The 14,243-nt window shown below is 64.9% G+C and carries 13 protein-coding genes; 8 read left to right on the forward strand and 5 right to left on the reverse strand.

Annotated features, from left to right (window positions below; all coding sequences use genetic code 11):
• Nucleotides 1-90 precede the first annotated feature (90 nt).
• Nucleotides 91-813, forward strand: a complete 723-nt coding sequence (locus tag GON09_RS20965) for an enoyl-CoA hydratase/isomerase family protein (protein WP_213933529.1) — start codon at nucleotides 91-93, stop codon at nucleotides 811-813.
• Nucleotides 814-867: 54 nt separating this feature from the next.
• Here GON09_RS20965 and GON09_RS20970 read toward each other — a convergent pair whose 3' ends face one another.
• On the reverse strand, nucleotides 868-1,581 hold the full coding sequence (locus GON09_RS20970; protein WP_213933531.1) for a TetR/AcrR family transcriptional regulator: 714 nt from the start codon (nucleotides 1,579-1,581) through the stop codon (nucleotides 868-870).
• Between the two features lie 222 nt (nucleotides 1,582-1,803).
• On the opposite strand from GON09_RS20970, the gene GON09_RS20975 reads away from it, so the two are divergent.
• From GON09_RS20975 to GON09_RS20990, 4 genes are all read left to right on the forward strand, one after another.
• Nucleotides 1,804-2,610 (forward strand): SDR family NAD(P)-dependent oxidoreductase, encoded by an 807-nt coding sequence (locus GON09_RS20975; RefSeq protein ID WP_213933532.1) that lies wholly within the window; start codon nucleotides 1,804-1,806, stop codon nucleotides 2,608-2,610.
• A 10-nt stretch (nucleotides 2,611-2,620) separates the two neighbouring features.
• Entirely contained in the window at nucleotides 2,621-3,760 is a 1,140-nt protein-coding gene (locus GON09_RS20980) for a DUF5938 domain-containing protein (protein WP_213933533.1), read from the forward strand.
• 29 nt (nucleotides 3,761-3,789) lie between these two features.
• Nucleotides 3,790-5,331, forward strand: coding sequence for an AMP-binding protein (locus GON09_RS20985; RefSeq protein ID WP_213933534.1), 1,542 nt, complete (start codon nucleotides 3,790-3,792; stop codon nucleotides 5,329-5,331).
• A 233-nt stretch (nucleotides 5,332-5,564) separates the two neighbouring features.
• Complete coding sequence (locus tag GON09_RS20990; protein WP_213933535.1) at nucleotides 5,565-6,761, forward strand: acyl-CoA dehydrogenase family protein; 1,197 nt, start codon at nucleotides 5,565-5,567, stop codon at nucleotides 6,759-6,761.
• 94 nt (nucleotides 6,762-6,855) lie between these two features.
• Here the strand turns inward: GON09_RS20990 and GON09_RS20995 are convergent, their stop codons facing one another.
• Nucleotides 6,856-9,489 carry a LuxR C-terminal-related transcriptional regulator gene (locus GON09_RS20995; RefSeq protein WP_213933536.1) on the reverse strand — a complete coding sequence of 878 codons (2,634 nt, stop codon included), beginning with the start codon at nucleotides 9,487-9,489 and terminating at the stop codon, nucleotides 6,856-6,858.
• A gap of 280 nt (nucleotides 9,490-9,769) precedes the next feature.
• Between GON09_RS20995 and GON09_RS21000 the strand changes: the two genes are divergently transcribed.
• The 3 genes from GON09_RS21000 to GON09_RS21010 are packed head-to-tail and all read left to right on the forward strand — an operon-like array spanning nucleotide 9,770 to nucleotide 11,371.
• Nucleotides 9,770-10,165 (forward strand): nuclear transport factor 2 family protein, encoded by a 396-nt coding sequence (locus GON09_RS21000; RefSeq protein ID WP_213933537.1) that lies wholly within the window; start codon nucleotides 9,770-9,772, stop codon nucleotides 10,163-10,165.
• A 12-nt stretch (nucleotides 10,166-10,177) separates the two neighbouring features.
• Nucleotides 10,178-10,822 carry a 3,4-dihydroxy-2-butanone-4-phosphate synthase gene (locus GON09_RS21005; RefSeq protein ID WP_213933539.1) on the forward strand — a complete coding sequence of 215 codons (645 nt, stop codon included), beginning with the start codon at nucleotides 10,178-10,180 and terminating at the stop codon, nucleotides 10,820-10,822.
• 45 nt (nucleotides 10,823-10,867) lie between these two features.
• Nucleotides 10,868-11,371, forward strand: a complete 504-nt coding sequence (locus GON09_RS21010; RefSeq protein ID WP_244865585.1) for a flavin reductase family protein — start codon at nucleotides 10,868-10,870, stop codon at nucleotides 11,369-11,371.
• A 43-nt stretch (nucleotides 11,372-11,414) separates the two neighbouring features.
• On the opposite strand, the gene GON09_RS21015 is transcribed toward GON09_RS21010, so the two are convergent.
• From GON09_RS21015 to GON09_RS21025, 3 genes are all read right to left on the reverse strand, one after another.
• Nucleotides 11,415-12,386: an NADPH:quinone oxidoreductase family protein gene (locus tag GON09_RS21015; RefSeq protein WP_213933541.1), complete on the reverse strand. Its 972-nt coding sequence runs from the start codon at nucleotides 12,384-12,386 to the stop codon at nucleotides 11,415-11,417.
• Between the two features lie 104 nt (nucleotides 12,387-12,490).
• A complete protein-coding gene (locus GON09_RS21020) occupies nucleotides 12,491-12,952 on the reverse strand; it encodes a MaoC family dehydratase (protein ID WP_307854433.1) in 462 nt (153 codons plus the stop codon).
• 37 nt (nucleotides 12,953-12,989) lie between these two features.
• A complete protein-coding gene (locus GON09_RS21025) occupies nucleotides 12,990-14,243 on the reverse strand; it encodes an acyl-CoA dehydrogenase family protein (RefSeq protein WP_213933543.1) in 1,254 nt (417 codons plus the stop codon).

Below are 14,243 nucleotides of genomic sequence, written 5' to 3' on the forward strand. Positions count from 1 at the left end.
CGGCGCGACCGGTGCAGTCCGGCCTCGGCCGGTTGTGGAGATGGTATTCTCCTAAAAGTAGAATTCCAATATCAGTTCGGAGAGCAGACCATGGTGGAGCTGGAGCTCGACGACGGACTCGCCGTCGTCACCATCGATCGCCCGCACGCGCGCAACGCCATCGCCCCCGAGACGATGGACCAACTCGAGAAGGTGCTCGACGAAGCCGAGCAGGCGCAGGCGCGTGCGCTGGTGATCCGTGGTGGGGGCGACCGCGCCTTCGTCTCCGGCGGCGATCTCAAGGAACTCGCCAAGCTCCGCACCCACGAACAGGCCGCAGACATGGCCCGGCAGATGCGCACAGTATGCGACCGGATCGCGGGTTTCCCGGCTCCCGTCGTCGCTGCGCTCAACGGGCACGCACTCGGCGGCGGTGCCGAGGTGGCCGTCGCCGCCGACATCCGCATCGCGGCGGACGACATCAGGATCGGCTTCAACCAGGTGTCGCTGGCGATCATGCCGGCCTGGGGCGGTGCCGAACGGCTGGCATCACTGGTCGGGCGGGGGCGGGCTCTCATGCTCGCCGGTGCCGGCGACATCCTCCGCGCCGAGGAGGCCGAACGTATCGGACTCGTCGACAAGGTGATCCCGCGGGAGACCTTCGACGAAGGATGGCGCACTCTCGGCCGTGCCCTCGCCAATCCGTCCTCCGCGTCGATCAAGCGTGTCGTGAACGGCGCAAGTACAGAGGAAGCGGTCGACGCGTTCGCGCGATTGTGGATCGCCGACGCCCATTGGGATGCGGCCGACAAGGTGCTCTCGCGCGGTAAGTAGGGCGCAGCGGGGAGTCGGAGGGCGGGCACTTCCCGATGCTCGAGGTTCCGATATCTACGTGCGCGAGTTGCGGACGGTGTTCGAGCGACGACCCCGACGGGAAACTGCGAAGTCGGGCAGCATGTCGAACAGCGTGTCGCGCAATCTATCCGGAACCGTACCCGTGGAGTCCCTCGTCGAGGATCCGGCGATCGCAGTCTTCTCACGTTCGGTGAGGTGCGCGACGAGGGCCGCGACGAACAGACCGTCGAGTATCGCGTAGGCGGTATCGGGGTCGTACCGCAGTGTCGTGTCCGACAGTTCCGCGTAGCGCGTGAGTACGCGGTCGATCATGTCGCGCAAACCGTTGTCGATCGACGAAACATCTTCCCGCAGAGAAGGGTCGAACATCGACTGGTTGCGCAGGTCGTACCAGAGACGGTGCATCGGGGCTTCGTCCCGGAGTGTCTCGGCGACCTTGCCGGCGAAACCGCGACGGAGTTCGTCGGCGGTCGTCGCGCTCTCGATCACCTCGTCGTATCGCGTCACGCATCGTGTCTTGTAGTAGCGCACGCAGTGCAGGATCAGATCGGTCTTGTCCTTGAAGTAGTAGTGCACGACACCGTGCGAGAACGGGGAGTTCTGGGCGATCTCCCGCAAGGACGTTCGTGCATAACCGAGTTCGCCGAGTGTTGCCAGGGCGGACTCGGCGAGCTGGGTGCGACGTTCGTCGTACCTGTTCTGCCGGCTTCGGAGCGACCGGTCGGCGGGAGCTGCCGAATGGTTCATCGTTCGCCAGTGTAGGTGCGCCGGCGAGTTCATGACACCGACCGGGCTGGACAGAGCGCGTGGGCAGGGCGATCGTCCGGCGTCCTCTTGACAGCCGTCAAGATTTCACAGATCCTGTGACCTGGACCACATTTCCGAGCCGCCTTGCACGGCGGTGCGGGGCATCTCGTCGGCCCACGCGAACCCTGTTCCTCCGAACCGCAGACTTCAGGAGGCCATTCGATGACGGTGTTCGATCTCACCGGGCGCCGAGCCCTCGTCACAGGCGGGGCCCAGGGCCTCGGTGAAGGAATGGCCCGCGCACTGGCCTCGGCCGGGGCGAGCGTCGTGGTCGCCGACATTCAGGACAGCGGCGAACGGGTCGCGGCCGATCTCCCCACTGACGACGGCGGTCGCAAGCACGCCTTCACCCGCCTGGACGTCACCTCGGAGGCCGACTGGGAACGCGCTGTCACCGAGACGATCGCAGCCGTCGGCGGGTTGGACATCCTCGTGAACAACGCAGGCATCGAGATCACAGGACTGATCACCGAGGTCTCGCCCGACGACATCCGCCGCATGCTCGAGGTGAACGTCCTCGGCACCACGCTCGGACTCAAACACGGGCTGCGCGCGATGCGTCCGGGCGGAGCCGCAGGCGACGGCGGCTCGATCGTGAACGTCGCCTCGGTCGCTGCGACGATCGCATTCCCAGGAATCTCCGTCTACTCGGCTACCAAATCGGCCGTCGACCGCCTCACGCGGGTCGCCGCGATGGAGAGCGGAAAGCTCGGCTACGGTGTCCGCATCAACTGCGTCTACCCGGGGCTCGTCCCGACCGCGATGGGTGCCGGACTGGCAAACGACATGGCCACGATCGGCCTGTTCGGCTCACCCGACGAAGCGGTCGCCGCTGTCGTCGACCAGACCCCGTCCGGCCGGCTCGGGACGGTCGAGGACATCGCCGACGCAGTCGTGTTCCTCGCTTCCGACGCAGCACGATTCGTCACCGGTGCCGGCCTTCCGGTCGACGGTGGCATGGGAATGTGAGGGGAAGCCTGTGAGCGCACCGACCACACGTCGCGTCATCGTCTACGGCGCCTCGGGCTACACCGGGCGACTCGTCTGTGAATACCTGCGCGAGTTCCGCATTCCCTTCATCGCCGCCGGTCGCGACAAGGACAAGCTCGACGAGTCCCTCCGTGCACACGTACCCGGTGTCGAGACGGCCGACTTCGAGGTGGTGCAGGTCGAACACACCGTCGAGGCACTGACCGATCTCTTCCGTGGGGCGGCCGTCGTCCTGAACACCGTCGGACCGTTTTCCGCGCTCGGGAACGAAGTGGTCCGGGCATGTCTCGCTGCCGGCGCACACTACACCGACACCACCGGCGAGCAGGACTGGCTCATCACGTGCGACGAGCAGTACGGCGCCGACTTCGCTGCTGCGGGCCTGCTGCTCGCGCCCGGAACCGCGCAGATGTACACCGTCGGTGAGATCGCCGCTCAATTGTGCCTGGAGACACCGGGACTCGACACACTCGACATCGCAGTGTTCTGGGGCGGCAGCCCGACCATCGCGTCCACGCGCACGATTCTCGTCAACGCCGCCACCTCGGCCGCGCACTACCTCGAACAGAACGACTACGTTCCGTTCGACCCCACTCAGGGTCTCGTCCCACTCGTCGTGCCGGGGCAGCACGAACTGGCCCAGTCGCTGCCCTGGGGTGGCACCTCGCACCCGGTATGGTTCCGTCGTGACCCGCGTGTCGCGAATGTGAAGGCGCAGGGTGGTGTCTTCAATGCTGCTCTGATGCACGGTGTTCCGCAGATCGTCGCACAGGCGCTCGAAGCGACCAAGGACATGTCTCCGGAGGATCGCGACGAAGCCCTCACCGCGACCGCGCGGCAGGTCATGAACGTCATGCCGCCCCGCGAGAATCCGCGGGTCAACAAGTCCCTGGACTCGGTGCACGCCTCCGGCCCGCTGGCGCGCGCACACTGCGTCATCCACGGCAACAGCAACTACAAGCAGACCGGGCTGCTCCAGGCGTTCTCCGCGAACTGGCTGGTGCAGCAACCCCCGAAGCAGGTCGGCTTCGCCAGCGCCTGCCAGGCATTCGGTCACCACGAGCTGATCGGTGTGCTGCGCAATTTCGGCCTGATATCGAAACCGGTTCTCACCGTGCAGGACTACTGAGATCCGAGCCGGATCACCGGGAGGGTTCGATGCGGATCGTCGACTATCTCGACAAGGGGGCGTCGCTCGGACCGGACCGGCCGTGCTTCACCACGGACGGTGACAGCTGGTCGTACGCCACCGCGCAGTCGGTGGCCGACGATGTCGCCCGCGCACTGGACGCGCGCGGAGTGCGTCCGGGCGGGAAGATCGCGGTGCTGTCCGGCAACGATCCACGCGCGTTCGCGTGCGTCTTCGGCATCAGCCGGGCCGGGACCGTGTGGTGCCCCATCAACCCCCGTAACGAGGCGGCCGAGAACCGTGAACTGCTCGACCGGTTCGACTGCGAGGTACTGCTGTACGCCTCGGGCTATCGCGAACTCGTCGAACGGTTCCGCACCGACCTTCCCGCGATCCACACCTGGGTGCAGCTCGACGGAGAACCCGCCGACGGGTCTCTGGGGTGGGAAGAGTTCATCTCCACAGCTCGAGGTTCCGCGGATCCGGTCGACCGGCACGCTCCCGAGGATCTCGCGATGATCGTCGGCACGGGCGGCACCACGGGCAGACCCAAGGGTGTGATGCTCACCGGTACGAATCTCGAGACGATGACCGCGCTCACGCTCATGAGCTATCCGTTCCCCGGTCGCGGCGAGCGACCGGTCTATCTCGCGCTCGCGCCCCTCACCCACGCCGCGGGCGTGCTGTGTTTTCCGGTGCTGGCCGCCGGCGGCGAGATCGTCATCATGCGCAGCCCCGATGTGGGGCGGTTCCTCGAACTGGTGCCGGCGCATCGCGTCACTCACACCTTCCTGCCTCCGACCCTGATCTACATGGTCCTCGCGCATCCCGCCTTGGACTCGACGGATCTGTCGAGCCTGCACTGCTTCTGGTACGGCGCCGCCCCGATGAGTCCCACGCGGCTCGCCGAAGCGCTCGAACGGATCGGGCCGATGGCCCAGCTCTTCGGGCAGACCGAGGCACCGATGATGATTTCAGTGCTTCCCCCCGACGAGCACCGCCGGCCCGACGGCTCGATCGCCGAGGAGGTCCTGATGTCGGCCGGCCGGCCGACGCCGCTCGTGACCGTCGCGGTCATGGGTCAGGGCGGTGAGCTACTGCCGCACGGGGAGCGCGGCGAGATCGTGGTGCGCTCGTCCCTCGTGATGGCCGGCTACTACAAGAACCCCGAGGCCACCGAGGAGGTGAGCCGGTTCGGTTGGCACCACACCGGCGACATCGGGTACCTGGACGATTCGGGTCTGCTGTTCATCGTCGATCGGGCCAAGGACATGATCATCACCGGCGGCTTCAACGTGTACTCGATCGAGGTGGAACAGGCGATTCTGGCCCACCCGGAGGTTCAGGACTGTGCGGTGATCGGTCTGCCCGACGAGAAGTGGGGCGAACGGGTGGTCGCGGTCGTGCAGCCACAACCGGGAGCCGAGGTCGACCCCGACGAACTTACGGCCTTTGTCAAGGCTCGCATCGGCTCGGTCAAGGCACCCAAGCAGGTCGTGGTCCGGTCCGACCTGCCCCGCTCGAAGGTGGGGAAGGTGCTGAAGAACGAGATCAAGGCGACCTTCTCCTGAGACCCCTCCCAGAGTGGACGCACGACTCCGGGACGGGCTCTTCCACGGTGTGTGGCAGTGGTAGTCCGGGCGCGATGACACATCCCGACCCCGGAATGTCAGTGGTCGACGACTGCGGAAGTGGATCGGGTAGTGGACCACGTGGTTGTCACGGTGTGTCGACGGCGAGCACCGGCCATTGTGATTCCCGTCATATGTAGTAGCCCGCCGGGCTGCATGGAAGGGAGTCCGAGATGACTGCGATCGCGGAGGCATCGGTAGACACACAGGAAGCGCGCGGCGCCGAGTATCTTGCTCGGGCACGGCAGGTTGCGAAGGTCATCGAGGCCGAGGCTACTGCCATCGAAGCGCAGGCCACCATTACCCGGCCGGTCTACGAAGCGCTTGCGGACTCCGGTCTCTTCTGGATTCTCGTACCCGAGGAATACGGCGGGGCCGGCCTCGATATCGTCAGCGCATTCAAGGTGGTCCAGGAGATCACCCGCGCCGACGGTTCCACGGGCTGGGCGTTCATGGCCAACTCGTGCAGCACCGGTGTCGCGGTCGGGTACACGAATGCCGAGGGCGCGCGGGAGATGTTCGCCGGACCCGACAAGGCCGTCACCGCGGGCATGATCGTCCCGACAGGGAAGGGCGTCAGGGTCGAAGGCGGGTATCGGGTCAGCGGACGCTTCCAGTTCGCCAGCGGATCCGCCCACGCTTCCTTTATCGGTGCCGGATTCGTCGTCCACGACGACCAGGGCAACCCCGTCGTCGACGCCGACGGTCAGCCCGAGGCCCGCATCGCGTGGGTTCCTCGGGACCAGGTGGAATTCCTGGGTAACTGGGACGTCATGGGTATGGTCGGTACCGGCTCGTACGACTATCAGGTCACGGATCGGTTCGTGCCCGAGCGGTTCACGATGAGCACCTTCTCCACCGTGCCCGTCCGGCCCGAGGCCGTCTACAAACTCGGACTTCTGGGGATCGGTGTCGGCGGGCACGCTCCGGTCGCTCTCGGGCTGGCCGAGCGTGCGTTACAGGAGATCTCGCATCTCGTCGCTGCCAAGGTCCGTCCGGGATACGACGGTTTCGTGGGCGATTCCGACGTGTTCAAAATCGAATTCGCGCGGCACGAAGCGTTGTACAGGGCAGCTCGTTCCTATGTCTACGAAGTGTTCGGTGACGCGGAGCAGACGGCTGCTGCGGGCCTGCCGCTCACCGACGAACAGCATGCGCGTCTGCGTCAGGCGGCGACCTGGGTCCAGGAGGTCGCCGGTGATGTGGTCATGTTCGCCCACCGCTGGGCCGGCAGCGCGACAGTTCGCAACCCCAGTGCACTGGGACGGTGTGTGCGTGACGCGGCCGTAGCCACGCAGCATGCCCTCATCGATCGGATGACGCTGAGTGATGCAGCTTCGGCGATCCTGCCCGGTTACCGGCAGAGCTGATCACCGGTCCACGCTCGTTGCACTGTCCGGGCCGGTTCGCGGCCCGGACAGCGCGACATCTCGATAGAGCGGCCGCCACAGGTCTATCGGCTCGTCAGCCGAGCGCTCGGGCCACTTCCGCGCGCCGGGACAGGCCCAGTTTGCGCAGTAGATGCTCGACATGACCCTCCACCGTTCGGGGGGACAGCACCAGTTTCTCGGCAATCTGCTTGTTCGTGAGGCCCTGGGCGACCAGTTCGGCCACTTCACGCTCGCGGGGAGACAGGCACTCCCGGCTGCCCGGATCGACACCGGCCGGCGCGTCGACACGGGTGCTGTCCGAGACGGTCTGCGAGGATGCGGACCCTTCGCCTTCGTCGAAGATGAAGTCGAGCAGCTCGCGCGTCGACATCGCTTGTCCCCGTGCCCACGCCGCGTCGAAGTGCGAAGGGCCGATGTGCGTGCGCGAGTGGTTGACGGCCTTCTCTCGCAGCGTGCCCCAGTGCTCGGCACCGTAGAGTTGCCGGCCGATCGAGCCCCACATGGAGGAGGCCGCGCCGAGCACGACTGCGGCCCGGTCTCCATCCCCCTGCTCCGCAAACGCCCAGCCCAGAAGGTCCGCCATAACTGTTTTTCCTATGGTGTCACCGAACTTTCGCTGGATCTGCAGAGCCTGCCGCGCCAGTCCTTCGGCGGTGTCACAGTCGCCTTCGAGCAGCGCGACGTGTCCGAGCCCGTATGTTGCATAGGAGTGGAACCAGGACTCGCCGACGCTTTCGGTCCTGGCGAAGACCTTGCGGAACTGGTCCGCTGCGGCGCCGGTATCCGACGTCGAACACAACAGCATGCCGCGATGTATCTGCAGCATCGAAACGAAGTCCGGACTGCAGCCGTGCTGCTGATAACTCCGCTCGGCCTCGTCGAGACTCGTCAGAGCCGAATCTGCTCGCCCGGCGAAGAAGTCGCGCAGGCCGGCGATATGAACAGCGAATGCTCCGGTCACCGGATCGTGCTGGTTTCCGGTGATCTCGCGTGCTCGACGTAAGGTGAAGTCCGCAGCGTCCCGGTCGCCCTGAAGTGTCTGCACCAAGGCGAGAACAGTGAGAATGCGACCTTTCGCTTCCTTGGATATCCCGGGGAGATCGAGTGCCTGCGTCAACCACATACGATGCTCACGCACCGATACCCCGCACGCCCAGAGGAAACGCGACGATCCCAGTGTCTCGGCGGCACGATGCCCGAGTGCATGATCGGTCGTATCGCTCATCGCAGAGTGCAGAGCGGCTCTGATATTGCCGCGGTTGACCGAGACTGCGGTTGCCTTTGCCGGCTGTTCGGGGCCGTACCAGCGGGCCGTCGACTCTTCGATCAGTTGTGCGCAGTACTCGAGCAGGCGCGCGTTGGCGTCGTGTCGTTCGCTGGAAGTCAGTTTTCCCCAGCCGTATTCGCGCATCGATTCGAGCAGGCGGAATCGAACACCACCGTCGGATGTCACGCGCACGATCACCGACTTCGCTACCAGTGAGGCGATCGAATCCAGGATCTCGTCGTCGGACAACGAGTCGCCGGAACACACGGCCAGGGCCGTTCCGAGGTCGAAGCTGTCTGCCAGCACCGATGCGCGGCACCAGAGTGCGCGCTCGGTATCCGAACACAGTTCGTAGCTCCAATCGATGGTGGCTTGGAGACTACGGTGCCGCGGGCTGCGTCCGCGTGCGGACACCGTGAGCATCGACAGGCGTCTGTCGAGCAGATCGGCGAGTTCTTCGACCGAGAGCACATTCAGACGGGTGCAGGCCAGTTCTATTGCCAGAGGCAGACCGTCCAGGCGTTCGCAGATCCTCCGGACCGCGGGGATATTCGAATCGTCGAGTTCGAACCCGGACAGCGCGGAGTCGGCCCGGCGGGCGAACAGTTCGATCGCGCCCGAAGTGATATCCCCGTCGGTGGGTAGTGGTGCCAGATGGAAAATGTACTCGCCGGGAACCGCGAGATACTCGCGAGACGTGACGAGGATTCGTAGATTTGCGGTCTCCTGGACGAGCCGGCTGACGAGGGTGGCGGTTCCTTCGACGAGATGCTCGCAATTGTCGAGTACCAGCAGGATTCTGCGGTTCCGCAGGTGCTCGATCAGAACATCGTCGGCGGAGCTGCCGGGGTCGTCGCGCGTCTCCAGCCCGAGTCGATCGCAGATCGTCTGACTCAACAGGTTTTCGCTTCGGAGAGAGGCGTACTCGACGAAGCGGACCCCGTCGGGAAAGGCTCTGCGGAATTCTGCCGCTGCTTGTACCGACAGCCGGGTCTTCCCGATCCCTCCGGGGCCGACAATCGAGACCAGTCGATGATCGCCGAGCAGCCGGCGCAATTCCCGCAATTCGGCATGGCGGCCGACGAAGCTGGTGGGTTGTTGAGGCAACCCCGTTCCGGTCCATCCACTTGCGGAGTCCTTCATCTCGGATCTGAGGTGATTGACCTTGCGCGCAAGAAGTGTGCGCGAGTGCTTCCACTCGATCCGCCTGGCCACTTCGGCGATCGAGATGTCCGGGGACTGGTGGAGTGCATTACGGATATGCACATCGGCGTCATCTGCTGCCGATCCTTTGAGGCGACGGTGGTCGCTCGGGGGCTCCGACATCGACAGCGCTCTGCGCACGGTGTTCCTCGAGATGCCGAGTCGCTGGGCGACGCCCTTGATGGACTCGCCCTCGGCGTGACACCGGCGGATCTCCGACCATTCGTCGACGTTCACACCGTTACCTCCGCTCTGAGACGTACATCACTATCGCCGTCTTGAACCACGGTGTGCAACCAAGGGGGTCAGGATGTGTCGACGGCGCACTGCCGGTACTCCACATATACCCGGCTCGATGACGCATCACCGGCATTCAGCAGGCAAAACGCTGCAGGAGTCCACCCGCGTCCCATGCCGGTACGAAACCACGTAGTCGGACGGTTCCCTGCCGCCGAGCACGGAGAGAAAGTGATAGCGAACACACCGGCACCACGATCCCGATCGAAAGGTAGTTTCGATGACCCAGCAGAACGCCGACGCGCTCACCAAGGCCTTCGCCGCTGCGGACCAGGGCGATCCCGGACCGCTGTTGAACCTCTACGACGACTCGATGACGTGGGCGGGATTCACCTTCGACGGCACACAACGCGTCTACACCAAGGCGGAGTTCTTGGAGGGCCTCGGTGTACTGGCCAAGCTCGACGCCTCGGCGAACGAGGTGATCGGTTGCGACGTGATCGACGACGAACTCGTGGTCGCCAAGATTCGCGCGTACCGCAAGCTCGGTAAGCACGAACTGGATATCACCATGGTGATGGGCCACCGTTTCATCGACGGCAAGGTCGTCCGTGGCAACGATCTCGTGCCCTCCTCGTTCGAAACGTTCTGGTCCGCGACCGGACTGGCCGGCTGACAGGCAATGGCGATGAGCATCACTCGCACCCGCACTCGCGTTGTGGCCATCGACGTAGCACTCGAAGCGCTGCAGGCCGGTCGGCCCGTGATCGCCCTCGACGACGTCGACGGCACCGGAATCGGGATGATGATCCTGGCCGGGACGGCGTCGGTACACTCGGTGGCCGAAATGATCCGTGACGGCAGCGGATTCATCTGCGTCACCGTGACCGAGCCATATGCTCATCGCCTGTGCCTTCCGCCGATGACCTGGGAAGCAGGCACCACTTTCGGGGGCCGGATGTGCGTGGCGGTCGATGCGGCCGAGGGCGTTACAACCGGGATCTCCGCGCACGACCGTGCAGTCACCCTTCGAACGTTGGCGGATCGTCGGGCCACCCCGGCCTCGTTCACCCGACCCGGGCATGTGGTTCCGGTCCTTGCTACGGATGCGGATCGACCCGACAGAGCGCGGCTGATCGCACAGGCCGGGCATCTGTGCGCCCGGCGTGCGGGTGACCCACAGGGGTGGCCGGTCGCGTTCACTTCGCTGGTTTCGCGAAGAGATCCGCGCCGTGACGCGGATACGAGCGAGGTCGGGCACTGGGACCTGCCGGTGATTCGTCATTCGGATCTGTGGGCTTCCATCACCGACACCCACCGCGATGTTGCCTGAACGGCGCTGCACACCGTATCCCTCGTCCCAGGAGAACGATCACTCATGACCATACCGATCTCGGCCGGCACCACGACCGACCTGCCCGCCGATTTCAGAGAAGCGATGGCGCACATGTGCGCACCGGTCACAGTCGTCACAGCGATGGACGACGAGCGTCCCCACGGCACGACGGTGAGCGCGGTGATGTCGCTTTCGGTCGACCCCTTGTTGATCGCGGTGGCGATGGCGACAACGTCCGAGAGCTTGTCGACGATCAAACGCGCCGGACGATTCGGAGTGAACGTCCTCGGCGCACATCAACAACACATCGCGATGCGATTCGCGACCAAGGGTGACGACAAGTTCGCGGAGATGCCGTGGCAACGGCACAATGCGATCCCTCGACTCGATGGGTCGGCGATCTGGTTGTCCTGCCGGCTCGATTCGATACTCCCCGGTGGTGATCACGAGATTCTCGTCGGCGCCGTAACGGAAGTCGAAACCGACAGTAGCGCTGAGCCGTTGACCTACCACGGGCGGCAGTTCGGAACGCACACCGTCTTGTGAGAGGCTTCCGCCCGTCTGTCGACTTCCCGGCAGCGAGGAGCGGCTATCCCGTGAGTACGACCGCCTTGCCTTCGATCTCCCCGCGGTCGAGGCATTCCAGTGCACGAGGTAGATCCTCGAATTCGAATCGAGCCCCGACATACGGATTCACCACACCGGCGGCGATCATTCGATCCAAGGACTCCGCCTGTTCTTTCATCAGCCGGGGATCGACCTCGAGGAAGGCTCCGAAAGCGGCACCGACGACACCGATGTTTCGCAGCAGGAGCCGATTGACCTTGATAGCGGGGATCTTTCCTGCGGCGAAGCCCACGACGAGCAGGCGTCCTTCGGGAGCGAGACTCCGAACGGCTTCGTCGAACAACCAATCACCGACGGGATCGAGCACCACGTCGACGCCGCGCCCGCCGGTCATCTCCCGGATCGTCGATGCGAATCCCGCTTCCAGGACGACGGTTTCGTCGGCTCCCGCGGATTCGGCGATGTGGGCGCGATGCGCAGCGGACACCCCGGCGACCACTCTCGCCCCGAGGCCTTTTGCGACCTGGATGGCGGCTGTGCCGATTCCACCGGCGGCTCCCATGACGAGAACGGTCTCACCGGGTGTGAGACGGCCTCGTCGAGACAGTGCGAAATGCACGGTGTGGTAGTTGACGACCATGGCCGCGGCGGTTTCGAAGCTCACCGACTCCGGAATCGGCACGAGCGAGTTCACCGGCACCACAGCGTGTTCGGCGAACCCGCCCTGCCAGACGAATGCGGCAGCACGGTCGCCGGCCTGCCATCCCGAGCCGGCCGGTGCATCGACAACCGTGCCTGCGATCTCACAACCCGGGACCACCGGAAGCTCGGGCCTGTGCTGATACAGGCCCTTCGTCATCAGCAGGTCGGGAAAGTTCACACCCACGGCCTTCACATCCAGCAGGACTTCGCCGTCACCGGGACGCGGAGTTTCGACCTTCGTGAGGGTCAGGCCGCCAGGGCCGGTGTAATCGCCGAGTTCGAACGCTCGCATAGCTCACTCCAGGGTGCTGGTCAGGGACTCATCTGTTCTTGTCCGGGGTCTCACGTCGGGGGTCTCATGTGGGGGTCTCATGTCGGGGTCTCACGTCGGTGGTCTCACGCTGCGTACGCGAGATAGATCGACTCCCCGACCATGGCAGGTCTTTCCTGACCACGAAGTTCGACACGGACGGCGATCCTGTACCGGACTCCGCCGTCGCCACGGACGCGTGCCTCCGTCAGATGCGCTGCCAGACGGATTTCCGAGCCGACGGGCACAGGGCTCGTGAACCGTACGCGGTCCATGCCGTAGTTGGTGCCGCGTACCTGATCGGAGATCGTCAGAAGCTGGTCGAGCAAGCGGGGCACCAGCGAGAGCGTGAGGTATCCGTGAGCGATGGTGGATCCTAACGGGCCGGAGGACGCCAGTTGCGGATCGACGTGGATCCACTGGTGATCGTCCGTGGCGTCGGCGAAGGTGTCGACGCGCTGCTGCTCGATCCTCATCCAATCGGTACAACCGAAGTCATGTTGTCCGAATGCGGCGAGTTCTTCGACGGTGGTAGTCAGGGTCGGCACAGTAAGTCCCTTCGTCGGCAATCTTTCTCTGTGAGACCTACCTCGGGTACTTGCGGAGCTCGGTCTTGGCGATCGTGCGGACATGCACTTCGTCGGGTCCGTCGAAGATCCGCATCGCCCGGTGCCAGCCGTACATCGCGGCAAGTGGGACATCGTCGCTGACCCCTGCACCACCGTGTACCTGGATGGCACGATCGATGACCTCGAGAGCGACCCGGGGGACCGCCACCTTCGCTGCGGACACGTAGGGTGCTGCAGCCTTGTTGCCGTGCTCGTCGATCGTCTTGGCGGCGAGCTGGCACAGCAGACGCGCTTGGTCGAGGGCAATGCGTGATTCGGCGATCTGCTGCTGCACGACCCCTTGGTCGGCGAGCGGCTTTCCGAACGCGACACGCGACTGGGCACGGGCCGTCATCAGGGCGAGAGCGCGTTCCGAGGCGCCGAGCGCGCGCATGCAGTGATGGATGCGTCCCGGGCCCAGCCGAGCCTGCGCGACCGCGAAGCCGGCGCCCTCTTCTCCGAGGATGTTCTCGACCGGGACGCGGACGTCGTCGTAGACGACTTCGCAGTGGCCGTGCTGGTCGTAACGTCCGAAGACGGGAACATCGCGCACGACGGTGACACCGGGTGTGTCGATAGGGACGAGAACCATGGATTGCTGGCGATGTGCCGGTGCCGTGGGATCGGTCTTACCCATGACGATCAGGACTTTGCATCGCGGGTCTGCGGCCCCGCTGGTCCACCACTTGCGTCCGTTGATGACGTAGTGGTCGCCGTCGCGTTCGATGCGGGTTTCGATGTTGGTGGCGTCGGAACTCGCGACGTTCACCTCGGTCATGGAGAACGCCGATCGGATCTCTCCGTCGAGAAGTGGTTCGAGCCACTGCTTCTTCTGCGTATCGGTACCGAACAGATGAAGTAGTTCCATGTTTCCTGTGTCGGGTGCCTGACCGTTGGTCGCTTCGGGTGCCAGGTGCAGACTCCATCCGGTGACTTCGGCGAGGGAAGCGTAGTCGAGCTGGCCGATGCCGGATTCCGCGGGGAGAAAGAGATTCCACAGACCGCGGGCGCGGGCCTCCTTCTTGAGTTCCTCGACCACGGGCGGCAAGGTGTGATCGTCGGGTCCGGCCTGCCGGCGGTACTCCTCGTACGAGTGCTCGGCGGGGAAGACATGGCCGTGCATGAAGTCGACGAGCTTGTCGCGAAGCTCGAGAGCCTTGGCGGAGGGGCGAAGGTCGAGCGAGTCGGAGTCGAGAGGCGCGGACCTGAGGGCGCTGAGGTGAGAAGTCAT

Origin of the sequence: Rhodococcus sp. B50 (assembly GCF_013602415.1) — a bacterium.
In the GTDB taxonomy this organism is placed as follows: Bacteria; Actinomycetota; Actinomycetes; order Mycobacteriales; family Mycobacteriaceae; genus Rhodococcus.

What these genes read in the sequence shown, in the direction of transcription:
- GON09_RS21010 (WP_244865585.1), top strand. Translation starts at nt 10,868, where the DNA reads ATGACCATACCGATCTCGGCCGGCACCACGACCGACCTGCCCGCCGAT.
- GON09_RS21015 (WP_213933541.1), bottom strand. Translation starts at nt 12,386, where the DNA reads ATGCGAGCGTTCGAACTCGGCGATTACACCGGCCCTGGCGGCCTGACC.
- GON09_RS20970 (WP_213933531.1), bottom strand. Translation starts at nt 1,581, where the DNA reads ATGAACCATTCGGCAGCTCCCGCCGACCGGTCGCTCCGAAGCCGGCAG.
- GON09_RS20965 (WP_213933529.1), top strand. Translation starts at nt 91, where the DNA reads ATGGTGGAGCTGGAGCTCGACGACGGACTCGCCGTCGTCACCATCGAT.
- GON09_RS20975 (WP_213933532.1), top strand. Translation starts at nt 1,804, where the DNA reads ATGACGGTGTTCGATCTCACCGGGCGCCGAGCCCTCGTCACAGGCGGG.
- GON09_RS21000 (WP_213933537.1), top strand. Translation starts at nt 9,770, where the DNA reads ATGACCCAGCAGAACGCCGACGCGCTCACCAAGGCCTTCGCCGCTGCG.
- GON09_RS21025 (WP_213933543.1), bottom strand. Translation starts at nt 14,243, where the DNA reads ATGACTTCTCACCTCAGCGCCCTCAGGTCCGCGCCTCTCGACTCCGAC.
- GON09_RS20990 (WP_213933535.1), top strand. Translation starts at nt 5,565, where the DNA reads ATGACTGCGATCGCGGAGGCATCGGTAGACACACAGGAAGCGCGCGGC.
- GON09_RS21005 (WP_213933539.1), top strand. Translation starts at nt 10,178, where the DNA reads ATGAGCATCACTCGCACCCGCACTCGCGTTGTGGCCATCGACGTAGCA.
- GON09_RS20985 (WP_213933534.1), top strand. Translation starts at nt 3,790, where the DNA reads ATGCGGATCGTCGACTATCTCGACAAGGGGGCGTCGCTCGGACCGGAC.